The following is a 24,394-nucleotide window of genomic DNA, read 5'->3' as shown; positions in this document are numbered from 1 at the left end:
GCGGGGTTTCGGCCTGGGCTACAGAATCTCCTCGCTTGTTGCCCTGAGGGACCGGCCTCCGTGCACCCGGACAAGAAGCTGATGGTCCGGCCCGGGCAGTGGCGTCTTGCGCGGTAGCGCGTCCTAGCTGTCGTGGATGTGGTATTCGAAGTTCACGTAGGTGATAGCCTCGCGGAATCAGCGGGGCAACCCGATGCGGCCGGTTGGTGTAATGGGAAACACACTTGACGAGGAGAGGCGCTGCGGACGTGCGGTGCGCGCCTATTCTGGTGACTCGAGAGTTTTCGGGTTCGACTCCCGTACCGGCGGAGGATGCGGATCACAAGCCGCATCTTGCGCCGGTATTGGAGAGAGCTAACGATGGACAATCAAGAGACGCTGGATCTATTCGCTGCAATCGATGAAAACGTTCGGACGGGGAGCGCCGCCCTGCGCCACACCTTGCTATATGCGAAGGCGCAAGCTGCCCGCAGCCCGCTCGGACGGCTAGAGGGTGGTCGCTCCGGCTCTGCCGAAGTGGCAATGACCACTTCCTCGCGCGTTGCGCATCTCCTCCTCGCTGCCCAGTACGAGGCGCGCCTCGCATGGCTGACCTGGCACCCTCACTCCCGGCTGACCACTCAGCAGCGCGAGGATGCACTACGCGGCGGGCTCTCCGCCAGGTGGCAGTTGCTCCTCAAGATTGCGCTGGCAGACCGTCTTGCGCGGCGAGAGCCAAGTGTTCAGCTGGGTGTCAAGGACATTCCGCGTAGGCTCCCGCCATCGGACCGGGCCCGCTACTTTGACCTACTTCGAGTGGCACGTGACCATCTCAATCCGCTAATCGATACACGAAACTCACTGGCACATGGTGAGTGGACAACGGCACTGGCGCGCTCTACCGATGGCATTAATGTAGCGAGGACGGCAGACCTCGACCGCATATCGTTGTTCCGCGTTACGATTCTGGCGAACCTGCTCGAACACTTCTGGAAGTGCTATTTCGATGCACTTGTCACATATCAGGCGTTCGAGCGTGATTTCCCGATTCACCACCAGCGCATGATGCACGCCGCTCGGAGGCTCGAGACTTCAGACGAGCAGTTGTGGCTCCGCAACCTCCGTCGACGATTCGTGGACGGTCGAAGCAGCACAGGCGGGCTCTCGGATCCCCCGAAGCCACCGGAGTTGGTGATCCGCGACCTGCGGAAACATTCCTGGACCTGAAGCGCTACCGCCCCGAGGTGGCCGCCAAGGCGGGGCCGTCCAACAATTCCTTAAGGATCCGAACTCCGAACGGGCTGTTGCCACCGAGAAGCAAGTGATCCCCACCATGCTGGTATTGCGCGCACCCGCGGACTTCGATGTGCCATCCTGGTCCGGTGTCTGTGGCAGTGGCTCTACTACCGCTTCGAAACGATGACTGGTCGGTCTCGATCGGCAGTTTGGCAGAGTGGGCGACGGTCTTAGTTGCCTTCCTAGCGCTCCTCGCGGCCGTCGCTTCTGCGATTTACAGCCGCAACCAAGCCCGCAGCGCACGCAGAACGTTTGAGGCGGATGCCAAGGTCCGTGCGGAGGCCCAGGCCCGGAAGGTCTACTCGGTCGCCGTGGGCAAGCTGCTGCGTCGTGCGGGATCGCGTCTTCGGTACAAGCACTCCATCGTCGCCGCGCCGGACGTGCTCGGGCGAGATGGGCGGCTGAAGGTCGATGCCCTGCTCTTCCGGTTTGCGATTTACAACAACAGCGACGAGGTCATCGGGCCAGTTGCCTTCTGGGCCGAGGATCACAACGCTGATGAGGACCTCTTTGAGGGCCCTCCATTCCGCACCGATCCCACGACACTGCTTCCACGCGAGCGCAAGGAGGTCGCGGCGGTTGTGCCTTTACCCGACGGATGGCGGAAAGCGGGCTGGCGACCAGAGGAGCATCTTCTCGGGCTACAACCTTCCATAGAATTCGCCGACTCGGTGGGACAGCCGTGGCGGCGCGTCGCGGCCGGGCCTATTGAGAGGCTGTCTCACCCGCCGGGCGATGACCCCCCCTAGAGCTATAGGCGCGGGGAACGGTGCTGTGGTCTGACCGCCCAGCCTGACGTCAACGGCTTCGACGTTTCGGTTGTCTCGCGGCGAGCGTCACAGAATCCGATCGTCCTGAGCGCACACTGCCCCTCCGTTGGCGCGCAGGCGCGCCCGTGCAGCAACCGGAACTTCGAAACGAGAAGAGACCCCGTAGAACCATCTGCACGTTCGGCGGTCCCGATCGCACAATTGGTCGGAAGCTGATTCGATTCGAGCCGGCGCCCGGTTTTGGATCCCTCTTCTTCTGAGTCAGAGTGTCGGCCGAGCGACCGTCAGGTGTCGGGAGGTGGGCGGCGGACCTAATGCGGAGTTTGACGGCCCCTGCGCGGGGCGATTAAAACGATCATGTGGCCGAGCCCGGTAGCGAAAAGTAGGCGCGCAATCCCTTCCGACCATTCAGCCGACGGTCCCCAGGACGAGCACTCCAGCGCTCCGCGGTTGACGAGTGCGGCGGACGCGAGTCTGGGCGCAACGTCATGCCTCCCACCCCGGAGCGTCGAGTAGATCGGTGAGGTCCTTGAGACGGAGCAGCCAACGTGCCGACCCATTGGGGACCTTCGCGGCACGAGGCACGCATGGTCCAGGTTGAAGCAGTAACGACAAGGTCGCGAAAATCGGCCTGCCGTTTGATTAACCGTTGCGCCCGTCCTGCCTACCCTGATAGAAAATCTTGCTTGCGCTCTCGGTCGTAAATCTAGTCAAGTTCGCGCTGGCCGTCGTCGTGGTGTCAGCAAATGAATCCCGCCCGACGTGAGCGATCCACTAGCTTCATGTCATGGGATTCAAGGCTTGGGTGGCAACTTATCTCGGACGGCCCGTCCGAGTCGGCGACCTTATCGATCTCGCAATCGTCGATACAAATGAGGCGCACTCGTTGCTCACTTCGCTCTATCAGTGGAAGTACGAACACATCACCACGTCCGCGAAGGCGCTGGCCGGCGCAGGCTCCGCTGTCGCGGTTGCGACGCTCGTGCCGCTTATCCAGGTAAACCCTGATGTATCGATTGAGTGGGGGTGGATGATCGCTTCTTGGGTAACCGCCGGAATCCTCATCCTCGCGGGCGTGATTGCGTTCTCGTTTGCACGTCGCGTACACGCAGAGTTCGTAGCTGCCCAGGCTCTCCTTTCTGAACTTGTAGAGATCCGGGCATTCGTTCGGCGATTCCGCTCCCAGGAGGGCGAGCGATGAGTTTCGAAGCACTACTCGCCGTGGTTGGGACGGTGTTGTCCGTGGTCACGGTGGTCCTCGCCGCAACGCGTAGCATCACGCAGGCAGCAGCCTTCCGGGAGCAAGCGCGGATGCTCGAGTCCTTGCGTGTGAGTGACGTGGTTGAAACCACCGACCTCCATGCTCTGGGATCTCTGGTCGTTCGCGACCTAGGCGGCACTTCGATGTCCAACTATGTCCGGCACGAGGAAGTGCGGACACGTTTTCGGACTGCGTTCAACGCCGCGCGTGAGTTCATCGGCGAGGTGCCGGAGAGAGATTCGGAGAATCTCACCGAGCCGGCCCAGGCCAGAGTTCCCAATCAAGCTGTGTGGGGCGACGAACGACTTTCACAAAGCGGTGAGAAGGCGCTGCGGGACGTCGCGGAGGGCGAATCGTGGAACGCGCTCGCACGAATGAGGCGAGAGCTCGAGATTGTACTTGCATCCCGCCTGGATCCGTCCGTGACTGCGACGCGACGCATGGCCGCCGGCCAGATGCTCGCTGTCGCGACCAAACAGGGCGCGATCTCGCCCGAGTCAGCGTCGCCCCTCAGGTACGCGCTGTCCGTGGCCAATAGAGCCGTGCACGGCGAGGAGATATCAGCTGACTCCGCAGTGGAGGCGATCTTGATTATTGACCGATTCATTCGCTCGCTTTAGGGAGACACAGCCGCCTGCATCGCGCCACCCGCGCGTCTCTAGCGCTGCCCAGCGGCCCTGCATCCCGGCAGCCGACGGAGATGGACGACTCGGCATCCCGGCGATCCCGGCTATCTCGGACCGGTAGTCGCAAACAAGGCCGTTAACGGGCCACGAGTCGTCACGGCAGCGAATCGGCCCATTCAGGGATCGTACTAAGTCTCTAGCGTGTGCTCAGACCACTCCGCGACGTTGACTGCATAGTGGTCAACGTCGCGCTCGCGGCGGGGGTCACCCCCGCCAAGCTCCTTCGCCGTCCGCTGCATCAGTGCAGCCAGCGAATAGGGCCTCGGCAGGCTCCGGATATCGGTAGGCGCGTATTCCAGGCGCGAGACCGAGGAGCCGAAGATCGCGTCGCCGTCCTGCATGAGCACATAACCCTCAGCCATCCGATAGAGAGGGTCGAGTTCCGACGCCACCGCCGTGATGAGGAGGTTCGCCGCGCGTGTCAGCTCCATGGTCAGCAGCCAAATGACGTTTGCCTTCACGTTGAAGTCGGTGAGCAATTCCGTATAGAGAGACGGGTTCCAATCAATGCGCTTGTGCCCGCGCGGCAGTTCAAGCAGTTCCTCGCGCGGCTCGAAATTGCGCCCAACCAACTGAAGGAGACAACCGAGCACGTTCCCGAACTGCTCGAAAGCCGCGACAATCCTCTCGTAACCCGACGGCCAACGCCGCTGGAGCAGCCATGTGCTGAGCGTGAACAGATCATCCGCGACGTCCTTGCGAATGAAGGGATGCACCTGATTGAGGCACGCAGTCAACTTCTGCCATTCGTCGACATGGGCAAGCCTTTCCCAGAGCGCGACTTGTGCCGCCAGTACCTCCTGGATGTCCCTCGTCACTAGGTCAGCGGCGCCGGTCATCGCGTCGATAGCCCGTTCATGGTCTGCTTTCATCCGCTGGAGTTCCTCAATCGACCAAGCGGCGCCACTCTCTTTGTCGATAGTGGTGTGATGGGTCGGGCACAGAAGTATGAGGTTGTCGTAGGTGTCCAGCTTCTCACTCGGATACTCCGGATCATGTCGTGGACCGTCTGGGCGGGAGGAACGAACGTGCGCTTCTTCGCCGATGACTGCGCCGTGTTCCTGGAGCAAGGCCGACTCCGGTGTGCGGAGATCAGCCCCAAGCCTTTGATCACAGCCGGGCCAAGCACAACGGTTGCCCGCCCGTCCCCATAGCAGCTTCCGGTCAACAACACTGATTCCCATTTGTCCCTCGGTCCTCGAGGCCGTCGACAACGATCGTAAAGGTCGCTTGCGCGTTATCAGCAACCGCACTATCCGACACCTGCTTGGCGGCGAGAACGATCGAGCTCCGCTCTCCTCGCTACACACCCCTCACCGGCCATGCCCAGTGAGGGACTCTAAACGCACGCCCTCTTCACGTGCGTGCCAGTATCGGAGTCGAAACGATGGCTGCGGAAGGAATGCCAGTGCGGTTGATAGAGATTGAGTTCAGTGGCTATCGTCGGCTGCGTTCTACCAGGTGCAATGTGGATGGTCCGACGATCGCATTTATTGGTCCCAACGAGTCCGGGAAAAGCTCAGTCCTCGATGGTCTTCGATGGCTGAGCTCGGAGGGCACCGTCCCACTCGATCCTCGATCGTTTAACCGGCAGCGGCCGCCGCAGCCAGACGACGTTGTCGTCAGGGCACGCTTCAGGCTTGATGCCACCGATCTGGCCAGCGTGGCCGCACTCGACATCGATCCAGACATCGCGATCTCGAAAGACAATCTCACTCTGCTGCGCGTGAGTCGAAAAGCGTCGGGCGTGCAGGTTACCGGCACCGACCTCACCGTGAACAGGAACCCGAAACCGTTCACCGAGGCGCGGGCACTCGCAGAGTCGCTTCGTAGCGCGATTGCCAACGCCGCGGATGTCCTTGATGAGCACGCGGTCGACCGACGGGAACCAATTCCAGGCACGCTCTCGAAAGCGATCGTTCGCGCCTCCGAGGAGTCGAACTCCGATGCCCTCGAGGCACTGGAAGGCGAGCTCGCCGCACTCAAGGCCTTCGGATCGGATGTGCTGGGGGTTCCCGGTCGTGGAACGGGACTGGCCGCGCTTCGGGCCGCGATCGCGAAATCTGCCGAGGCAACTCAGCAGGCACTGGTCGCAGCGCGCAAGGCCAGCCCCGGCGCCGCCATCCGCAGGACCCTTGAGGAGCGCGCTCCGAAGTTCCTTCTGTTCACGGACGAAGACCGAGAGATCCGCGAGCGTTATAACCTCGCCGATGATGCGACCCGCGCGAACCCCGGTTCACCGTTTCGAAACCTGCTCGCCATCGCAGAAACTTCTGTTGACGAGTTGTGGCTAGCGATCAGCAGCGGTGCGCCGGCACGTATGCGCAGTCTTGAGCGGCGCGTCAACGCGGCGCTGTCCGAGCGACTGCAACCGTCATGGAGCCAATCCGCGCTCTCCGTCGAGCTCGCGATTAATGAAGGCGGGCTCGTCGAGGTGAACATAAACGAGGTTGACAGCGCTGACTTCACGGTCACGCCAATCAGTGAACGCAGCGATGGTCTTCGAACCTTTCTTGGCTTGGTTTGTTTCCTGATCGCGCGAGAGTTGGACGTCCCTCCCGTCCTCATGATCGATGAGGCGGAGCGCAATCTCCATTACGACGCTCAGGCAGATCTCGTGCGAGTGCTCACTGATCAACTCGATGTTCACAAGGTGATCTACACCACTCACAGTCCCGGATGTCTCCCGCTCGATCTCGGCACCGGGATCCGTGTCGTGCGTCGGGATCCCACTGACCGAAGCGTGAGCACCTTGGCGAACACTTTCTGGACTGACTCCGAGCCGGGTTTCTCGCACCTGCTCTTTGCGATGGGAGCGGAGGCCGCGGCGTTCTCTGCGTTCCGTCGAGCAGTGCTCGCGGAAGGAGTATCCGAGATGATCCTCCTACCGACATTGCTCCGGCTCGCGGACGGCGGTCGTCCCCTCGACTTCCAGATCGCGTTCGGCCTGTCCAACGTTCCCATCGCGCAGGCGATGCACTCGGTCGCGCTCATTACTTGCTTTCTCGTCGACGGAGATTCGTCAGGGAACACGAGAAGGAAGCAGTTGCTTGAAGCCGGCGTACCCCGGTCGCATGTGTTCCAGCTCCCGCACGGCAAAGCGATTGAAGACTTCGTTGAGCGCACTCAGTACCTCGAAGTTGTGAATGCGTACCTCGACGAGCTTCATGTAGAGCGGATCTTGGCCGCTGACCTAAGCAGTGATCAGACGATCGCGAAGGCCGTCGACACGTTCGTGGCACGGCACAGGGGTATGCCCGACGGAGTCGGCCACAAGATCATCGCGACGCGGCTCGCGGCGCTCGGTAGCGAGCTGCGCCTTGCTCCCCGCACGAAGACCGTGCTGAAGACGTTGCGCTCCGGCCTCGAAGCCGCCTTCAACGTCCCATTCACACTGAACCCTGGTGGCGACAAGTAGCGACGCTCCTGCCGTGAGCCCAGTCAAGCTAGCGTTTCAGCTTGAGGTCTTCGTTGGAGAAGAGCGAGTGGCCGTGCTGAACTTCCCGGTCAACTCGCGTCGGTGCCGTCGTATGTGAGCACGCGCGAAGGCGGTTCCGCATCGATCGTCGCTCGCTCAGGGATCACGCCGTGCCTGCCGGCTGCTTGGACGTGGGGCTACACCGCCCGTTCGCCGCTATCAGGTGTCGACGCCGAAGGCGCGCAGAAGAGGCACGCGAGGGATCATGCGGCGCGGGCCAAGCTGGACCGTGGGGATGGTCCCGCTCTCGATGCCGAGCTTGATCGTTCGGTAGTCGACGCCGACGAGCTTCGCGGCATCCTTCATCGTCAGTGCCAGACAATCTTGTGATCGGTTCATGGTCCCGCCCTTCTGTGAGCCAGCAGTGTCACACTCCCTTCGTCGCAAAGTACCACACCCCTGAGCCAAGATCGACAGTCTTCTTCGCGATTCTTCGAGGACCTGGAATAGTGGGCTTCATGGCAGACGTCGAGGTGTATGACTTCAGCGACGAACGCATTGATCTCGGCAGTGGGGTGACGCTCCCGAAGTCCTGGCGCGCGCGTGTGTCGGGTGAGCAGGACGTTCCCGGCACGATCACCGTCCGCGTGGAGTGGGATGACATGCTCGGACGCACCGCGGTCGTCTTCGCTGCCCTCGAGCGCGAAGCGGAAGGCGTCGACGTCACTAGCCAGGTGCTCCGCGAGGTGCGAACGCACTGGATCATGACGAGGTCAGCTCTCGATGTCGTCACCGTCGACGTCGACAGCGAGGATCGCGACAAGCTCGACCCCATACCGGTGCGCGACTTTCTCAGTCGCGTGCGGGCGCACGAGGAGCGCGAGCCCATCGAGTCCCTCTACGCCGCGATCGCCGTCTATCGCGTCGCGACGGCGATCAGCTATCCGCCGCTCAAGCTCGTCGCCGACACCCTGCAGATCAGCCAGAGCACCGCGACCCGCCTCATGAGTCGCGCTCGCGACTCGGGTCTGGCTCCCGAGGTACGGATCCAGGAACCCCGGCGGGCGCCGGCGGTCGACCCATACAACCCGGGCAGACCATATGACCCTGCGGCGCCTCACCAGGGGCCGTCCCAGCCCGGAGGGCCTTCGACCGGCCGATGAGACGCGGCGGGGATGCCGTCTGTTCGCGGGGTGCCAGCCACAACGAGTGCCGATGGCCGTTCGAACATGTTGCTAAACGAAGGTCTCAGCGCTTAATCAGAGTGCCCAAAATGGACGCCTTGGCGTTGTGTTCAGCGCAAGCTTGCCCGCATTTGATCGCGGCGTGGGCCGAAATACCACTCCCCGACAGCAGATTCTTGCCCGCAATTTGCCCGCATTCCATTTGCCGCTGGCTGTTTTCGGACGTCGCTCTACGTCGGTTGACTCTCAGAAACCCGCGTAATTCCGCGAAACTTGTCGTTCCACGTCGCCATGCAAAATGCTCAAGACGTGTTCGAGTCCCTCCAGGGGCATCATTCTTTTTCGCTTCCCGACAGGCGTTTTCTCGCGACTTCGAGTCCCAGTTTCGCGAGTTTGCCCACACTCAAGCGGGTCGGGCCGGACCGAGATGCGTTCTCGCTCGCGGGAAGTGTCGGTCGAGATGGCGCTTGATGCGAGTTCGCCTTCGCGAAGGCGCTCTTGCATCACACGACGGACAGAACGCCGATAGCGGCGACCACCACCCATCCCAGGTAGGCCACAAGGCAGAACCTGTCCGGCCATCCGATTCGAATCTCAGGAGAGCCGCCCTGCCCGTGCGCGGGGGCAGCGGCGATGAGGAACCAGACCAGGCCGGCCCATGGAACAACAGAGGCGATCGCCAACACCCATCCGAGCGCGGTCATCACCCCGACTCCCGCCAACAGCGCGGCAGGAGGAAAGCCGGCGAGCAACACACCACCCAGCACCGTGTGCGCCCTGCCCACGCGCGTGGCCTCAGCACGCGGAGTCATGATGGGATCGGCGTCGATGAACGCGGCACCGAGCGCGCCCAGCGCAACGGCGGCAAGGCCGATCGTCCACGCGCCGCCGAGCGGCCACAGCGCCACGCACATCGCGGCCGGGCTGATCGCCATCGTGACGAAGGCGATGCGCATGACCCACCCGTATCGCCCGACGGAGTACTCGCTGATCATCCGCCAGGACGGGTCGTACTCGGGCTCGAGCACGTGCAGAATTACGATCAGCGCAACTGTGGCCCCACCGGTGACGAGCGCCGTCACGGCGGCGATGTCAGCGACGCTCAATATCCGACTGCCATACCTGCAGCGACCACGGGCATCCTCCTGCGCCGCACTCTACCGACGGCAGCTCGCAGTCCTGCGCTATTCCGCTCCCACTTGCGCGCCATAGTGGGCGTTCACACTGGATCCTCGAACCGTGGCGAAGGCAGGCCCTCCCGTCGGCGGGCACCTCGCACGCGTCTTCCGATTGTGCGACAGCCGCGAGTACGACGCCGCGCCCTCGCCCAGCACCTAGAGGGCTTCGCGGCGATCATGGAATCGCACTTCCGATTCGAGGAACGCGAACTTGCGCCGCTCCTCGACCAGCTCGACCTGCATGCTGAACTCAAGGACGTATTCGGACCGCTGTGATCACTCGCTCGCGAGGCGATCCGTGTTCGGTCGCCGCGCGGAGGTGGCTCGCCTACCAGGCGGCTGGTCGGGCGTTGGCGGGAGCGCGTCGGACGATGTTGGAGGGATGATGTCGAGATCTTGGCGATGGCTCCGACACACTGAGATGGCCGCATCCGGTGGCCGAAACAAGGAGCACAGAGTGAAGTACCTCATTCTCATCCACAACAACCCGGCCGTGATCGAGTTGTTCGCCGGTATGACCGATGACGAGCGGTCCGCGGCCTATCAGATCTACTGGGACGTGCAAACGGAGCTCGAATCGACGGGCGAGCTGGTCGACTCGAAGGCGCTCGACACCGACGCCCAGAAGCTGGTCAGCCGTGGGCCCCAGGGACCGTTGGTGACGAACGCTCCGTTGCCCGAGGTGACCGAGGTCGTCTCCGGCTACTACCTCGTCGACGTCGACGACGAAGCACGGGCAGCCGTGATCGCCGCGCGGTTCCCGGAAGCGGCCGCGACCGACGGGGTTCGTATCGCGCGGGTATGGACCGAAGCGGACTTCGCGGCCACTACGTGACCCCTGATGCCGACGCCACCCCCTGCCGCCGCGCTCACCTCCGCCCTACGCGCGGCGGCACCCCGGGCACTGGCGATCCTGGTGCGCCGGATCGGGAACTTCGACGACGCGGAGGACGCCGTTCAGGAGGCCTTGATCGCCGCAGCCCGACAATGGCGTATCGAGGGCATCCCTAATCAACCGGTCGCGTGGCTCGTCACCGTCGCAACTCGGCGAGCGATCGACACGATGCGCTCCGAGATCGCGCGGCGGGAACGCGAGCGACGAGTGGCGTCGATGGAGTTGACCCTCGCGTCATCGGACGAGGACGACACGCTCCTGCTGTTCTTCCTGTGCTGCCATCCGGCGCTGTCCCACGGGTCGCAGGTGGCCTTGACGTTGCGATGCGTCGGCGGATTGACCACCCGCGAGATCGCCCGCGGATTGGTCGTCTCCGAGGCGACGATCGGTACGCGCATATCCCGAGCGAAGTCCACCCTCCGCGGCATCCCCCTCGACTCGATCGTCGACGTTGGGCAGCGCCTGCCTGCCGTGCTCGATGTGCTCGGACTGATCCACACCGAATCGCACACCGCTGTCGAGGGGGACGCGATCAGCCGTCCCGCGCTGGCCGCAGAGTCCCTCCGACTGGCGCGCATGCTCCTGGCGCAAGCGCCGTATGAGTGGCGAGGTGAAGTGATGGGGCTGATCGCGCTCATCCTTCTGACCGACGCACGCCAGCCCGCACGCGTGGATGCGGGTGGTGTGCTGGTCCCGCTCGCGGAGCAGGACCGCACGCTGTGGCGACCCCAGCTGGTCTCCGAGGGCGTCGAGCTGGTGACCGAAGCGCTGCGTTCCCATCCGCTCGGCCCGTTCCAGCTGCGCGCGGCGATCGCCGCCGTGCATGACGAGGCCGTCACCGCCCACACGACCGACTGGCGTCAGATCCTCGGGCTCTACGAGGTGCTCTGCGCACTGGACCCTGGACCAATCAGCTCGCTTGGGCGCTGCGTCGCGATCGGTGAGGTGAACGGGGCCGAAGCCGGCCTCGCAGAACTCACCACGATAACGGCAGCGCCCACCCACCAGACCCTTGCCGTGCGAGCGCACCTGCTCGCGCGCGCGGGTCGACCAGCCGAGGCCCGGGACGCATACGCCCTCGCAGCACGACTCACACGCAACCAGAGCGAACGCCGATGGCTTCTGCGCGCCGCGGCGGAAGAAACAGGGTGAGAAACTCGTCGATCGGACATCCCCTCGATACCGGCTTCATCACCGACGGTGTCGTGAAAGTCGTCTATGACGTGCAGCACTGACCGGCACTCGGCCGACCTGACGTCTCGCCCTGACCGGCACAAGCCGGTTGCACCCCTGCGGCCGACCTCATGAGCAACCGGCGCGCTCGTCGATCGTCGTGCGGCGTGCGAGGAGGCGGCGCCGTCTGGGTGCCGTGGGCAGGACCAGGGCCGCGGCCGGAGGTGTCAGTAGAACTGCCGCATGGCTGCGGAATGGATGGGGGTGTCGATGATGTCGTGCCAGGCGAGTGCGGCATCGCCGGCTGCCCGGGGATTCCCTGCGACGGCCTCGAGGACGCGATCGCGAAGCAATTCGCCATCTTCCCAGCCGGTGACGTCGAGGTTGACGACATCGACCGATTCACCCCGGCTGCGCTCGAGAGTGGAATGCATCCGCGTGGCTGCCTGCGCTGCCGCCGCGAGGCAGGCCCCCTCGGGCAGTGAGCCGCCGTGCGTGTAGGCGACCACGACATGAGTGAGCCGGGGGTAGATGGCCGCCAGCCCGGCGACATCGCGAGAAGTATGACGTAGCCGCTTCTGCGCTGCGTGCCTCGTCGCTTCATGCCGAAGGTCGAGACCCCAGATCAGTGCTTGGGGAGAGTGCGACCCCGGCGCCTGGATAACGGCGAGGGCGGAAAGGACGGGGAGGTGATCACCCCGAACGATGAAATCTGTAGTCACTGTGTTGCCTCCGGTGCGCTTGCCAGAACCTATCTGCAGCGTTCTGGCCTACCTCCGTGGACCGTTTCCGCGGAGCGCACTCGACATTACGCCTGCTACGAGAGGCGTGGGCCGCACGTGGCCGGTCTGGGGCGGACTGCCGACGTGCACTGCGATGGGCCAGCTGCCACCTGCGTCTCGATGAGGAGTCGCTGGGCGCACCTACGACATGCAAAACGCACGCACCCGCGACCACAGTGGGCCTGCCGCCTGCGCGTCGTACTCCGAGGGCATCGACCGGTCGGTGAACAGATGGCCTGCGCCGGGGTAGTCGAACACCTGCACGTCGGCGCCGGCGGCTCGTATCTGTTCCACAACCGCGTCGATTCCCGCCTGATCTCGGAAGGGGTCGTCGATGGCGCAATGGATCTGGGCGTTCACGCCGGCGGGCCAGGAGTCAGCACCCAGCATCTTGACATCCAGGGCACCTGAAAACATCAACACGCCCTTCACCGCCCGCTGAGTCGCCACGTACTCCGCCATCGCCGCACCGTTCGAGAACCCGGCAGTCAGGAATCCGTCGGGGATGTCCTTCACCGCTTCTCGTGCACGTCGCATCAATTCGGGGTAGCCGATGGACTCCTCGTAGGCGCTGGCGTCGTCGTAGTCGTCGAAGACTCTGCCGCCGTACATGTCCACGATGAGAACACGGTGCCCATCTTCCCCGAGCAGGTCAGCCGCGTCTTGAATACCAGGTCGGACACCGAGGACGGACGGAAACAGCACGATGTCAGCCATCCGGTCAGTGTGCACCACGCCGACCGAGTGCTTCAAGATCATCCGGGCTCAGCAGGAAAGTCAACGGCTCCCGCCCTTGCGAGAGGATCTCTAGGGGTGATCCGCCCCGTTACTGCGCGACGCAAACTGATCGTTCTCATCAGCGCCACCGGACTGCCGCGCGCCGGCCGAGGGAGGCTTGATGGTGCATCCTGGGTGTGTGTCCACACCATCCGTTGTCCATGTTGTGCTCGTCCGCTGGGGCGCCGACATCACCGCCGCCGCGTTGGAGGAACTCAGCGTCACGGCGGGCGCATTCGTGGAGACGATCCCCGGCGTGCTCGCCGTTCATTGCGGAGCCAATACAAGTCCCGAAGGTCTCGGAGGCGGCTTCGACTGGGCGCTCATCGTGAGCTTCTCGAGCCGTGAAGCTCGTGATGGTTACCTCCCCCATCCGGCCCATCAACCTATAGCGGAACAAATCTCCCAACTGGCCGAGGAAGTCGTCGTATACGACGTCGATGCGTAGCTAGCAGAGCGGGCGGCGATGGTCGGAGTCCCTTCACCATGTTGAGCCGCGATCGGTGACCTGCTGTTCATTTCGGCGGGTGATCCTGGCGCGATGCGCCGGTACAGACTGATCGCTCGAGCCGCTGCGACCGTGGCCGCGGTGCTCGCGCTCGTCGCGGCGGTATTCAGCGCCACCGCGTTGCGGGACGCGTCAGCAGAGGTTCTCGTCGCGGAGGTCTGGCGGACGGTCGGGCTTACGACGTGGGCTGCACTCTTTGCCCTCCTTGCCGTCCGTCCCGGACTGCTCGCTGTGTGGGTCATCGCGCTGAGCAGCAAGTTGGCGCTAGTGATCGTCGGTCTCCTGGTCGGGTTCGCAGTGCCGGGTGCCAGCGATCTGGTGCTGTGGGACGGCGCCCTCAGTCTCGTGCTCGCCGCAGGTGTCACGGCGGCTGCCCGGATGCGCGCGCTCGAGCGCGCGGCCGAATGGCGCTCCGCGCCGCAAGGTTTCACCCGGTGCCGCTCGATCTCAGCGCCACGCGGGGGGACTACGGCTACGACGCAGCTGTGGGGCCGGTTGCGGATGCGCCGACGGCGTCGACGAGCTGGTCCAGAGCCCGGTGGATAGCGTCGCGGGCCTCTCGATCGTCGGGGCGGTGGATGAGCCAGAGGACGCCCTCGTTCATCGCACCCGAGAGCAGTCGGGTGAGAGCCTCGACCTGCGCCGTCGGGACAAGAAGGGCAAGTGCTTCGCGAAGCTCACTCATGGAAGCCGCCTCGTCAAGCGCTCGCCACTCGGTCCAGCCGAGCGCAGCAGGACCGTCGATGAGGATGAGCCGGGCAGCCTCGTCCTGCGTGACGCCATCGACGAACGCATGGCAGCCCGACCGCAGGAGTGCCACGGGGTCGTCCTCGTGTGGTTCAGACCGAGCGACCACGTACGCGGCGACGCGCTCATGCCCGGCGCGGACGATCGCCCGGAGGAGGCCGGTCTTGTCGTGGAAATGGTGATACACCGCCCCGCGGGTCACGCCAGCGGACTTGGCGATCTGATCGACGGACGTCGCGTGGTAGCCGTGCTCCGTGAAGCATCGCAGCGCGGCATCCAGCACCTTCTGAGCAGTGAGCGCGGCGTCCGCGGCAGAGGCGCGAGGCATAGGTTTCCTTTACGTACAATCGGTATGTATAGTTCTTACATTCATATTGTACGTAAGGAGATGAGATCATGCTCAAGAGTTCGTATCCCGTGCTGCAGGTCGCGGATCCCTCCCTCGTGGCGCACTTCTTCGTCAGTCACTTCGGGTTCGAGGTGAGCTTCTCGGCCGACTGGTACGTGAGTCTGCGCCACGGGTCGCACGAGCTCGCGGTGCTGGACTGCACGCATCCCACGATCCCGGAAGGATTCCGTGTGCCGTGCGGCGGCGTTCTGCTGAACCTCGAGATCGACGACGCGACCGTCGAGTACGCCCGCCTGCGGGATCGGGGTCTGCCCATCAGGCTCGAGCTGCGGGACGAGGTTTTCGGTCAGCGCCACTTCATCGTCGAAGCGCCGGGAAGCATCCTGGTCGACGTGATCGAAGAGATCTCGCCGAGCCCCGAGTTCGCGGACGCCTTCGCCTCTTGATCGTGCGGGACATCAACCTTATTCGGCCGGCTATCGCGGAAACCCGTAGCTCAGCCAGCTTTCCGATGCGCCGCACGCAGCAAGCAAAGCGCCTAGCTCGCCGAACAGGACGCCGGGCACTGGCCTGGCGTCGGTGTCGATCTGGACGATGTTCGTTCGACGCCATAGCAAGGGGGTGAAATGCGACCCCGGACTTGGAGCAGAGAATGACCCGCGAACTTGTTTATACCGGCTTCATCACCGTTGACGGCATCGTCGATTCGCCCGGCGGTGCGGTCGAAGGTCACCCTAACGGTGGGTGGGTGTTCCGCACCCCGTTCGACGCCGACGCCTACTCTCTGAAGGGCGAAGAGCTGGCTGATACCACGGCACTCCTGTTCGGCCGCCGTAGCTACGAGGCGTTCGCGCCGTTCTGGCGAGAATCAGAGGACCACGCGGCGTACCGCGACCTGCCCAAGTACGTCGCGTCCACCACGCTCGCCGAGGACGACCTGCTCGATGGCTGGGGCGAGACCCGCATCCTGCGCTCGACGGAAGAGGTAGCGGCGCTGCGCGACGGCGAGGGCGGCGGCGTCTTCATCCACGGCAGCGCCGACCTTGCCACACGTCTCGCTGAGGCCAACCTCATCGACCGGTACAACCTGCTCGTGTTCCCGGTGTTGCTCGGCTCAGGCAAGACGATCTTCCCGGCGGCGCCGCAGCAGCTCACGCTGCGCGAATCGGCGGCGTACGCCAACGGTGTCGTGAAGGTCGTCTACGACGTGAACCACTGACCGGTACCGGAGGTCGTCGACGGCCAGCACCGACTCGTTCGGGAGGTTCCGCCCGGAGGGTCCGTGCCGGCACGGAGTGTCCTGATTCCGTGGTGGCACCGAGGCGCTGAGGCTCGCCCCCGTCGTAGCTTCGGGCCGAACGCTCCGAATTCGTCGGAGACAGCGAGGAAGCAAGCACATGTCCACAGCATCTGTCGCACCGAGTGCGACCGTCCTAGCCCAGACCTCTCGCGGGCGTATCGCGCTCGCTGTCACGACTCCGGTTGGCCCACTCGCCATGGCAGGGTGGGCGGTGAGCACACCGTATGACCCGGCGTCAGACATCCCTGCATCGGCCGCGGCGATCGCCGCCGATCCCGTGGGGGCACAGTGGGGATTGCTCTTTCTGATCGTCGCCGGCGTCTTTGGAGCGATCGCTTCACTCGTCGTCGGCGCGGCGATCAGACGCGGTGCTCCGCATTTGGGAGCGGTCGCCACAGCGCTGACGTTCGTGGGGTTCTGCGTCGCGGCCTACCCGGGGCCGGTCGCCGCGGTCGCCGCGGCGCCGGCGGTGGGGCTCGTCGGCGACGACCTGCTCACCTTCATCGGGGGTATCGACGGGCAGGTCCAAGGATCAGTCATCAACGTGCTGTTCGTGACGCTTCCCGCCGGCATCCTGCTTCTCGGGATCGCGGCGTTGGTCGCTAGTCGGCGCCACGCATACTTACTCTGGGCTGCGATCGTTCTCGTCGCGGCGATTCCGCTGGTGATGCTCGGTGGATTCATCGCCGGATGGGCACTCGCAATCGGATGGGTCGTCGTGGCGGTCGGCTTCGGTGCCGGCGGCTGGCAGTATGCCACCGGCACACCTGCCGCAGCGCGACGTCACGCGGGATAATCGGCGCATGCCCGGGAGCATCACCGAGCACTCACGGACCTGGGGCGTGGCCGCGCCGTGGGCCACCGGTGCGCTCACGGTGGTAGCTCTCGGGTGCTTCACAGCCGTCTACCTGGCGGGGTCTGTGCCCGCGACGCCATTGTTCTTCGCCATCGTCTGCGCGGGTTCAGCTCTCGCAGTCATCGGCTGTGCCGCGGCGCTCCGCGAGCGTGGACATGCGCGCACCTCGCGTGCGACGCTCTGGCTCGGAGCGAGTCTTTCGGCCTACATCGTGTGGGCGGCCGGCGCCGGCGCAGCGGCTCCGAGCGGGTCGGTTCTCGCCGAGGTGCTCGTCGCGCTGGAGGGTGGCTGGTACATGGTTTCCGTCACCCTCGCCGGGCTGGTCGCGCTGATCGCGATCGAGGAGGTCGACCATCAGCCACGGAAGCTGCGGTGGTGGCGCCTGGGCATCGCCGGGCTCCTCGTCGTCACTTTCGCAATCGGACTGGTCACCGTCTCGCCGGAGGCGAGTTGCCCGGACACGTCATGCCCAGACGCGTACCGGAGCCTCGGCGCGCCGCTCGCACCACTCATCCCCGACGAGACATCCGTCCTCTTGACCGGCATGTTCGGCATCATGACAGCGCTGTGGATGCTGTCCATGGTCGTCGTGGCTGCGCTTGCATGGATGGCTGCTGTTCGCGCACGCGGTCTGCTACGCGCCCGCGTCACCGTCGCCGCCGTCGCCTCATGCGCTCCGCTGCTCACCATCGTCACGAACTTTCTGCTCCTTATCGCAGCCGAGGCCGCGCTGATCGACCAGTCCCTTGCGGCGGCGGTGCTTTGGGTCGCATTCTGCATGCCGCCGGTGATCGTCGCCGCGGGAGTCCTCATCGCCCACACCACTCGCGACGACGGTGTAACAGGTGCCGCGGCCCGCTCAGTGCGGTGGGTTCTGCTGGGCCTCTGGGCGCTCGTGAGCGCGCAACTGGCCAGCCTGCTCGCCTCCATGCTCGCTGTGGTGGCACGAGATCAGGCGGTATTGATCGCGAGCGTCGGCACACTCGTCCTCGCTGTCCTGTTCGTCGCAGCGTTCACTCCGCTCTCCCGTCGGCTGCAGAGATTCATAGCGGCCGAGCCGCCGCGTGAACTCATCGGCGCGCGCCCGTTCCTCGAGGGATCGCTCTCGCCACGTGAGCGTGAAGTGCTCGCGCTCATCGCCGAGGGACGGAGCAACGCAGCGATCGCGGCCCAGCTATTCGTCTCCGAACGCACCGTCGACACCCACGTCTCCAACATCTTCGACAAGCTCGGACTCGGCCGGTCAGCCGACGTCAACCGCCGTGTCCAAGCCGCCGCAGCGTGGCTGCGGACCGATTCGACACAGAGACTCGGCCCGAACGAATCGCAGCCCAAGACAGCGCATGGACTCGCTAACTGACCCTCGGTGCGGGGGTCGCAACTCGACTCCGTGAGGCCGTTCGAACATCACCGCGACGCTGCGCCCCACTCCCCGGGGCCGATGCGGTGGCGGAACCAGGTCGGCGCAGACCCCGAAGTGATCGCTCCCCCATACTCCGTCCACTTCCTCGTCGAAGACCAGCCGGCACTCTGCCACATCGAGAAGCGGCCCGTGGTCGCCGGATCTGACCATGATGTGATCGATGCGGCGGCCTCGTTCGAGGGGCATCTGGCCCGCCCTCACCAGCGGATTCCGCGGGCTGAAGGTGTGGCCGGCCTCCCGCGGATGAAGGGCCTCCCAGCAATCTTCGTAGCGGACTGCCATCCCCCCGAGCGACGCCTTGCCGGTGAGGAACCGCATGCTCGCGGCATCCGGAGCAGCGTCGAAGTCTCCGACGAGAATGACCGGCAGATCGGGACGGTCGCGAGTGAGGTCGTCGGCGAACCGCGCGACGGCCACCGCCTGGTTCTCGCGCAGGTCCTCCCTGTCGAGCTGCCAGCTCGGCTTGTGGTGGATCACCAGAACCGGTCCTATCGGCGGCGGGACGAGCACTTCCGCCGCCACCGCGCCGAGCCAGGGCAGTCCGGGCGCGCGTGCAGCTGCCGGGCTGCCCAGCACGTGCGTCGCGGCCACGGGGTGGCGACTGACCAAGCACGCCCCCACCGACTCCCCGGGCGCGTTCGGGTGGTCGATGATCGTCACTTCGAATCCGAACCAGTCACGTGCCTGGTCGACCTCGTCCGACCGCGTGACCTCCTGCAGGGCGATGACATCGGCGTCGAGACGCGCCAGTCCGTCCTTGAGGATCACTTCCCGCTTGTCGCCCTCCGCCTGGGCACGGTCCAGGACGTTGAACGTCAATACCCTGAGCCGCTCCGGCGGGCGCAAAATCTCGGGTCGCTCCATTCCTCGGTCCTCGCGCAGTCAAAGAGCCGTGGACCTACGCATCCTGTTCCGGGCTCGGCGCCCCGTCGCGGATCGCCTGCCGCACCCTCCACACCGGAAAGCCACTGGCGTCCGAGATCAGATCGACGTCGAAGCCCTGCACGTAGTAGGCGGTGCGCACGGCCTTGATCCGCGTCGCCGTATCGCCGAAGGCGAGCGCCAGCTCGGTCGCATACCGCTCCCACACCGATACGTCATACCCCAAGCTCACCTGCTGGCCTCCAGTCCCTGAGCAACAGCCGCCTCTCCCCCGATCGCGAGCCGTCCACGGCATCGTCCCACGATGCCGTCGTCAATCCAACGATCGTCTCGCCGCGCTGTCATCCCGCACGAGCCAGCCGGGCTACGACATCGGCCCGAGCAGGTCCGCTGCGACGACGATTCGAGCGGCGAAGTGCGTTCAGCGTGCGCGATGGTCGCGCTCTCGATGAGGGGCTTGACGAAGGTCGAACCGCCGAGTATTTCTTACGCTTCGGTCCGTCCACGCACGCCTCTTTCGCGCAGCGGATGCCGCAGGCCGGCGCTTTCGTCGCGTCCGCGGTCGCCGGTACGGTGCAGAAATGGCGATCGAGACTCGCGTGCTGACCTGGCTGATGGACTCCGATCCCGCCCTGCGGTGGCAGGTCGAACGTGATCTCGTGAAAGCTCCCCAAGCGACGTGGGAGGCGACCCGCTCCCTCATCGCGTCCGAGGGGTTCGGTGCGCAGCTGCTGTCGAAGCAGGACCCGGACGGGCAGTGGGCCGGCGGCTCGTTCTTCCCGGCCGGCTTCTTCGAGAGCGATGAGCCGAGTCGACCCGGCCAGCCGTGGATCGCGACCACCTGGGCGCTCAAAGACCTGCGGGAATGGGGTCTCGACGCCTCGACCCTGAGCGGCACCGCAGAGAAGCTGGATGCGAACAGCCGGTGGGACTATGCCGACCTCCCCTACTGGGGTGGCGAGATCGACGTCTGCATCAACTCGTACACGCTGGCCGCCGGCGCCTGGCTCGGTGCCGATGTGAGCGCGCTCGCCGAGTGGTTCCCCTCGCACCGGCTCGCCGACGGCGGCTGGAATTGCGAAGCGGAAGAGGGGAACTCGACCCGCTCCTCGTTCCACTCGACCCTGAACGCGGTCGTCGGCCTGCTCGCGTACGAGAAGCTGACCGGCGCCACGACCCTTCGTGAGACGCGGCGACTCGGTGAGAAGTACCTTCTCTCCCGCAACCTGCTCTACCGCGCGAGTACCGGAGCGCTGGTCGGCGACTTCGCGACGGAGTTCGTCTACCCCAACCGGCACCGGTACAGCGCCCTGGCTGCGCTGGACTATTTCCGTGAGGCAGCCCTGCACGACGGCATCCCACCCGATCCTCGACTGGCCGACGCCGTCGAGGTCGTACGGAAGGCCCGGCAACCGGACGGGACCTGGTTGCAGGGAGCGGCGCTCGCCGGCCGAACGTGGTTCGATGTCGACGTCGCCGAGGGCGAGCCGTCGCGGTGGCTCACCCTCTTCGGAACACGCGTGCTGCAGTGGTGGGACGAAGCCCGCTGATCACACGCCGATCTCGTCCAGCCAGTCGCAAAGGAGCGCCGTAACCAGACCGGGACGTTCGTGCGGCAGCGCGTGGCCTGCGTCGGCGGCAGTCACGACAGTGGCATGCGGATAGAGATCGCCGAGGCGCTCCTGGCGCTCCCACCCCACCCAGCTGTCGTGTCGTCCCGACATCACGAGCACCGGGGCGTCGACGGCGACCTCATCCGGGTCCGCAGCGTGGGGTCCTGCGGCGATGGCGACCTCGAGAGTCTCGTCGTCCACATCGCCGGTGGCCGGTATGACCGCCCTTCGAAAGCGCTCGAGGGTGTCCGCCGTCCGCACGACGAAGTAGCCCTCGTATTCGCTCCGCCGGTCAGGGTCGAGGGCGGCTGACGCTCCGTCGTCACGAACCACCCGGCTCTCGGCGGTGCGCTGCTCCCCCGCGACGAACGAGCAAATGAGCGCCATCCCGGCGACCCTGTCGGGATGCCGCGCGGCGATCGCCCGTGCGAAATGGCCCCCGAAAGAGTGCCCGAGAACGAGGAACCGGCCGCCGGACGTCTCGGCTTCCAACAATCGGTCGACGAGGTCGAGGACGTCATCCGGAGTTCGAAGTCCGCTGGAAGGCCGTGACTCGCCGTGGCCCGGCAGATCCGCATAGATCCGGCGCACCGGCCGCTCGGCGAGCATCGGCTCGAGAAAGCCCCGCACTTCGGCACGTGCCGAGTACGCACCGTGCAGCGCCAGGAGCGGAATACCGCTCCCGATCGCGTCGTAGGCCAGTGTCGCCGTCGGACTCAGCTGCACGCGCATCGTCATGGCTCCATGATGCTCCGTCGGCGGACCGGCCGGCGGAGCATCATGGCGCAGGTTCAGGCGCGCGGCGGGTTCAGGGGAAGCCACTCCTCGAGGCGCGTCTCGAAGATCTGCGCTCCGTCGACGGGAACGAGGGTGCGCTCCTCCACGACGGCGCCGTAGTACGGCGCTGTGTCGTCGCGGACCACCGTACGAGAGTCCTTGCGGAAGCTCAGGCCGCGTCGGATGAACTCGTCCATGCCGAACGCCTCCGGCCCCGCGATCTCGACGTCGCCCACGGGGCTGCCGGCCGCCGTGCGGGCGACGGCAGTGGCGACATCCTCCGCCGCGATGGGCTGCACGAGGGCACCGGGAAGGCGGACCGTCTCGCCTTCGGTAGAGATGTCGGCGATGCTTCCGACGAACTCGAAGAACTGCGTCGCGTGCACGAGCGAGTACGGAATTCCCGACTCGCGGATCAGCTTCTCTTGAGCGACCTTCGCCGCGAAGTACGGGATGCTCTGTGGGCGGTTCGTGCCCACGATCGTCAGTGCGACGTGGTGCGTGACCCCCGCCTCGGCTTCCGCCTTCAGCAGGTTGCTCGTCGAGGTCGTGAAGAAGTTCATGACATCGTCCGGAGCGAAGGAAGGCGAATTGGACACGTCGACGACGACGTTCGCGCCGGTCAGCGCCTCGGCCAATCCTTCGCCGGTGATGGTGTTGACCCCGGTGTTGGGAGCCGCCGCGACGGCGTCATGCCCGTGTTCGGTGAGCTTTGCGACGACCTTAGAGCCGATGAGGCCGGTGCCTCCGATGACGACGATTCGTGCCATGTCCATGCCTTCCGAGTGAGCGGGCGTCGTTGTGACGCCCACCAGCTATGACAAGGGCGACCTCGTCGTTGTGACAGACCGGCGGATTCAGCAGAGGTTCCAGTGCGTGAGCTTGTCGGGGTTGAGCACTGCCCACAGTTGATCGACGCGGCCACCACGGATGGCGACGGCGATCACACCCACGACTCGGGCGCCCGAACGGAGGACGATTCCGGGACCGCCGTTGACCTCAGCCGGTTCGACGGATGCCGGGTGGTAGGTGTCGGTCAGACGGAGGAGCGCCGCTCCGACTTCAGCACGGCCGGAGAGGACGCCGGAAAGGCCTGGCGTCTCGCCGCCGCTGTCCATGGTGAGGGTCGCGCGCCGGGTCACGGCGGCCGCCAACTGCTCCGCGTCCCGCTGCTCCCAGGCATGGCGCAGTGCTTCAGTGATGGCGCCAGCTGAGGACGCCTGCGATCCCCGGCCCGGGCGGAGGTGCTGCAGTCGCCGGGCATACCACGAGGTCATGCCCCGACATTCGCGACGTGGCGCAGCTTGTCCGGGCTCATGACCCAGAGCAGACGCGTGATCCCTTCGGCGGTGACACTGCCCAGCATGCGGTACGCGATGCCGAAAGCGCGGCGGCGGGAACGTTGGAACGCCGCGTGCGAGGCAGCGAGATGTGCGTGGGTGTCGTTGTCAGTCATGAGTGCTCACAGGTATGACCGAGCAGCCTCACGATCTGTGACAGTTGCCGTCGGCTGATGCCTGATGCGAGAAATCCGTCACAGGTCGCCGCGCTGCCCGGTCTTCTCTGGCATGGCCGCCCGCAGACACATCGAGCTCGATACGTCCTCCGCGGCGACGACGGCCGCCATCGAGCAGGCCGTGCGTGTTCTCCGCAAGGCCTTCGCCGCAGTCTGACCGACCGACCACCCACCCAACACGAGAAAGAACAGAGAGAAGATCATGACCGCTCAGAAACCGACCATCGTCCTCGTCCACGGCGCCTTCGCGGAGTCCGCCTCCTGGAACGGCGTCATCGCCCGACTGCAGGGTCATGGCGTCACCGCTGTCGCGGTCGCCAATCCGCTGCGTAGCGTCGCCGGCGACGCCGCCTACGTCCGCGACGTCATCGCCTCCGTCGGCGGTCCCGTCATCCTCGTGGGTCACTCCTATGGAGGGCTGGTGATCACCGAGGCCGCGGCTGACAACGACGCTGTGGTCGGTCTGGTCTACGTCTGCGCGTTCGTGCCCGACACCGGGCAGAGCGCGTTCGAGCTGTCGACGAGCGCGCCCGGGAGCACGCTGGGCGACGCCCTCGCCGCATACCCGCTTGCCGGCGGCGGGAACGAGTTCGCGATCCGCCCGGACGCGTTCCACCACCAGTTCGCGGCCGATGTCGATGAGGCCGAGACCGCCCTCATGGCGGCGACCCAGCGCCCCGTCACCGAAGCCGCGCTCTCGGAAGGGCTTCCCACACCGCGACCGGCGTGGAAGAGCATCCCGTCGTGGCACGTCTTCGGAGACCAGGACCTGAACATTCCCGTCGCCGTCCACCGTGCCGGGGCCGAACGAGCCGCATCCCGCGGCATTCACGAGATCGCAGGAGCATCTCACGCCATCTCGGTCTCGCAGCCCGACGCCGTCGCCGCCGTGATCGCCGAGGCCGGCAAGGCGTATGTCGCCGGCGTCGAGGCAAACGCCGCGTGAGTGATCCGTGGCGCTCCGCACCCGGGTCCGGCGTGCGGGGCGCCACCTCCTCCGTCCCCGAAGAGAAGGCACAGAAGC

Annotated in this window: 27 protein-coding genes and 1 tRNA gene; 16 read left to right on the top strand and 12 right to left on the bottom strand. The window is 65.3% G+C overall.

From position 1 onward, the window contains the following. Positions 1–197: 197 nt before the first annotated feature. The 5 genes from WYM_RS21715 to WYM_RS07815 all read left to right on the top strand — a co-directional run bounded on the left by WYM_RS21715 (position 198) and on the right by WYM_RS07815 (position 3,926). Positions 198–309: transfer RNA gene (locus WYM_RS21715), tRNA-OTHER, on the top strand. Between the two features lie 51 nt (positions 310–360). After that, positions 361–1,206, top strand: coding sequence for a hypothetical protein (locus tag WYM_RS21710; RefSeq protein WP_157524984.1), 846 nt, complete (start codon positions 361–363; stop codon positions 1,204–1,206). Between the two features lie 155 nt (positions 1,207–1,361). Next, on the top strand, positions 1,362–2,024 hold the full coding sequence (locus tag WYM_RS07825) for a hypothetical protein (protein WP_157524981.1): 663 nt from the start codon (positions 1,362–1,364) through the stop codon (positions 2,022–2,024). 808 nt (positions 2,025–2,832) lie between these two features. Continuing rightward, positions 2,833–3,246 (top strand): hypothetical protein, encoded by a 414-nt coding sequence (locus tag WYM_RS19680; protein WP_026059660.1) that lies wholly within the window; start codon positions 2,833–2,835, stop codon positions 3,244–3,246. Beyond that, on the top strand, positions 3,243–3,926 hold the full coding sequence (locus tag WYM_RS07815; protein WP_019180275.1) for a hypothetical protein: 684 nt from the start codon (positions 3,243–3,245) through the stop codon (positions 3,924–3,926). The genes WYM_RS19680 and WYM_RS07815 overlap by 4 nt, the downstream gene beginning before the upstream one ends. 194 nt (positions 3,927–4,120) lie before the next feature. Here the strand turns inward: WYM_RS07815 and WYM_RS07810 are convergent, their stop codons facing one another. Further along, positions 4,121–5,062, bottom strand: a complete 942-nt coding sequence (locus WYM_RS07810; protein WP_157524978.1) for a hypothetical protein — start codon at positions 5,060–5,062, stop codon at positions 4,121–4,123. Positions 5,063–5,379: 317 nt separating this feature from the next. On the opposite strand from WYM_RS07810, the gene WYM_RS07805 reads away from it, so the two are divergent. Next, positions 5,380–7,410, top strand: coding sequence for an AAA family ATPase (locus WYM_RS07805; RefSeq protein ID WP_083866180.1), 2,031 nt, complete (start codon positions 5,380–5,382; stop codon positions 7,408–7,410). 219 nt (positions 7,411–7,629) lie between these two features. On the opposite strand, the gene WYM_RS21455 is transcribed toward WYM_RS07805, so the two are convergent. Beyond that, a complete protein-coding gene (locus tag WYM_RS21455; RefSeq protein ID WP_026059659.1) occupies positions 7,630–7,809 on the bottom strand; it encodes a helix-turn-helix domain-containing protein in 180 nt (59 codons plus the stop codon). Between the two features lie 119 nt (positions 7,810–7,928). On the opposite strand from WYM_RS21455, the gene WYM_RS07795 reads away from it, so the two are divergent. Continuing rightward, the gene (locus WYM_RS07795; RefSeq protein WP_237739350.1) at positions 7,929–8,573 is read left to right on the top strand and encodes a hypothetical protein; all 645 of its coding nucleotides are present in this window, start codon (positions 7,929–7,931) and stop codon (positions 8,571–8,573) included. Between the two features lie 524 nt (positions 8,574–9,097). On the opposite strand, the gene WYM_RS07790 is transcribed toward WYM_RS07795, so the two are convergent. Beyond that, complete coding sequence (locus WYM_RS07790) at positions 9,098–9,700, bottom strand: DUF998 domain-containing protein (RefSeq protein ID WP_019180270.1); 603 nt, start codon at positions 9,698–9,700, stop codon at positions 9,098–9,100. 529 nt (positions 9,701–10,229) lie between these two features. Between WYM_RS07790 and WYM_RS21930 the strand changes: the two genes are divergently transcribed. Further along, entirely contained in the window at positions 10,230–10,607 is a 378-nt protein-coding gene (locus tag WYM_RS21930) for a YciI family protein (RefSeq protein ID WP_019180269.1), read from the top strand. A gap of 6 nt (positions 10,608–10,613) precedes the next feature. Next, on the top strand, positions 10,614–11,819 hold the full coding sequence (locus WYM_RS07775) for an RNA polymerase sigma factor (protein ID WP_019180268.1): 1,206 nt from the start codon (positions 10,614–10,616) through the stop codon (positions 11,817–11,819). 248 nt (positions 11,820–12,067) lie between these two features. On the opposite strand, the gene WYM_RS07765 is transcribed toward WYM_RS07775, so the two are convergent. Together WYM_RS07765 and WYM_RS07760 are read right to left on the bottom strand one after the other, a co-directional pair. After that, positions 12,068–12,349 carry a hypothetical protein gene (locus WYM_RS07765; protein ID WP_019180267.1) on the bottom strand — a complete coding sequence of 94 codons (282 nt, stop codon included), beginning with the start codon at positions 12,347–12,349 and terminating at the stop codon, positions 12,068–12,070. Between the two features lie 414 nt (positions 12,350–12,763). Continuing rightward, a complete protein-coding gene (locus tag WYM_RS07760) occupies positions 12,764–13,339 on the bottom strand; it encodes a dienelactone hydrolase family protein (RefSeq protein ID WP_040569182.1) in 576 nt (191 codons plus the stop codon). Between the two features lie 199 nt (positions 13,340–13,538). Here WYM_RS07760 and WYM_RS21445 point away from each other — a divergent pair, with 199 nt between their 5' ends. Continuing rightward, positions 13,539–13,847, top strand: coding sequence for a Dabb family protein (locus WYM_RS21445; RefSeq protein ID WP_192813725.1), 309 nt, complete (start codon positions 13,539–13,541; stop codon positions 13,845–13,847). Between the two features lie 532 nt (positions 13,848–14,379). On the opposite strand, the gene WYM_RS07755 is transcribed toward WYM_RS21445, so the two are convergent. Then, positions 14,380–14,982 carry a TetR/AcrR family transcriptional regulator gene (locus WYM_RS07755; protein WP_019180265.1) on the bottom strand — a complete coding sequence of 201 codons (603 nt, stop codon included), beginning with the start codon at positions 14,980–14,982 and terminating at the stop codon, positions 14,380–14,382. A gap of 68 nt (positions 14,983–15,050) precedes the next feature. Between WYM_RS07755 and WYM_RS07750 the strand changes: the two genes are divergently transcribed. The 4 genes from WYM_RS07750 to WYM_RS22360 all read left to right on the top strand — a co-directional run bounded on the left by WYM_RS07750 (position 15,051) and on the right by WYM_RS22360 (position 18,519). Further along, positions 15,051–15,449, top strand: a complete 399-nt coding sequence (locus WYM_RS07750; RefSeq protein ID WP_019180264.1) for a VOC family protein — start codon at positions 15,051–15,053, stop codon at positions 15,447–15,449. Between the two features lie 206 nt (positions 15,450–15,655). Further along, a complete protein-coding gene (locus tag WYM_RS07745) occupies positions 15,656–16,222 on the top strand; it encodes a dihydrofolate reductase family protein (RefSeq protein ID WP_019180263.1) in 567 nt (188 codons plus the stop codon). Positions 16,223–16,514: 292 nt separating this feature from the next. After that, positions 16,515–17,099 carry a hypothetical protein gene (locus WYM_RS07740; protein ID WP_157524972.1) on the top strand — a complete coding sequence of 195 codons (585 nt, stop codon included), beginning with the start codon at positions 16,515–16,517 and terminating at the stop codon, positions 17,097–17,099. A gap of 7 nt (positions 17,100–17,106) precedes the next feature. Next, on the top strand, positions 17,107–18,519 hold the full coding sequence (locus WYM_RS22360; protein WP_019180261.1) for a helix-turn-helix transcriptional regulator: 1,413 nt from the start codon (positions 17,107–17,109) through the stop codon (positions 18,517–18,519). Here the strand turns inward: WYM_RS22360 and WYM_RS21435 are convergent. Together WYM_RS21435 and WYM_RS07725 are read right to left on the bottom strand one after the other, a co-directional pair. Further along, the gene (locus WYM_RS21435; protein ID WP_083866176.1) at positions 18,403–19,446 is read right to left on the bottom strand and encodes an endonuclease/exonuclease/phosphatase family protein; all 1,044 of its coding nucleotides are present in this window, start codon (positions 19,444–19,446) and stop codon (positions 18,403–18,405) included. The two genes, WYM_RS22360 and WYM_RS21435, sit on opposite strands and share 117 nt — an antisense overlap. Before the next feature lie 34 nt (positions 19,447–19,480). Further along, complete coding sequence (locus WYM_RS07725; RefSeq protein ID WP_157524970.1) at positions 19,481–19,696, bottom strand: hypothetical protein; 216 nt, start codon at positions 19,694–19,696, stop codon at positions 19,481–19,483. Positions 19,697–20,045: 349 nt separating this feature from the next. On the opposite strand from WYM_RS07725, the gene WYM_RS07720 reads away from it, so the two are divergent. After that, entirely contained in the window at positions 20,046–21,014 is a 969-nt protein-coding gene (locus tag WYM_RS07720) for a hypothetical protein (RefSeq protein WP_019180258.1), read from the top strand. On the opposite strand, the gene WYM_RS07715 is transcribed toward WYM_RS07720, so the two are convergent. The 4 genes from WYM_RS07715 to WYM_RS07700 all read right to left on the bottom strand — a co-directional run bounded on the left by WYM_RS07715 (position 21,015) and on the right by WYM_RS07700 (position 23,310). Continuing rightward, complete coding sequence (locus WYM_RS07715; protein WP_019180257.1) at positions 21,015–21,815, bottom strand: alpha/beta fold hydrolase; 801 nt, start codon at positions 21,813–21,815, stop codon at positions 21,015–21,017. It lies immediately after the preceding gene. Between the two features lie 53 nt (positions 21,816–21,868). Then, positions 21,869–22,624 (bottom strand): SDR family oxidoreductase, encoded by a 756-nt coding sequence (locus WYM_RS07710; RefSeq protein WP_026059655.1) that lies wholly within the window; start codon positions 22,622–22,624, stop codon positions 21,869–21,871. Positions 22,625–22,711: 87 nt separating this feature from the next. Continuing rightward, positions 22,712–23,131: a hypothetical protein gene (locus WYM_RS07705; protein ID WP_019180255.1), complete on the bottom strand. Its 420-nt coding sequence runs from the start codon at positions 23,129–23,131 to the stop codon at positions 22,712–22,714. Further along, positions 23,128–23,310: a hypothetical protein gene (locus WYM_RS07700; protein WP_019180254.1), complete on the bottom strand. Its 183-nt coding sequence runs from the start codon at positions 23,308–23,310 to the stop codon at positions 23,128–23,130. Before WYM_RS07700 ends, WYM_RS07705 begins: the two co-directional genes overlap by 4 nt. Positions 23,311–23,572: 262 nt before the next feature. On the opposite strand from WYM_RS07700, the gene WYM_RS07690 reads away from it, so the two are divergent. Further along, a complete protein-coding gene (locus tag WYM_RS07690) occupies positions 23,573–24,316 on the top strand; it encodes an alpha/beta fold hydrolase (RefSeq protein ID WP_019180252.1) in 744 nt (247 codons plus the stop codon). Positions 24,317–24,394: the final 78 nt, after the last annotated feature.

The organism is Microbacterium yannicii PS01, from assembly GCF_000304335.1.
GTDB classification, from domain to species: domain Bacteria; phylum Actinomycetota; class Actinomycetes; order Actinomycetales; family Microbacteriaceae; genus Microbacterium; species Microbacterium yannicii_A.
The sequence above is the reverse complement of the archived record's forward strand: the minus strand, read 5'-3'. Positions and strand labels throughout refer to the sequence as shown.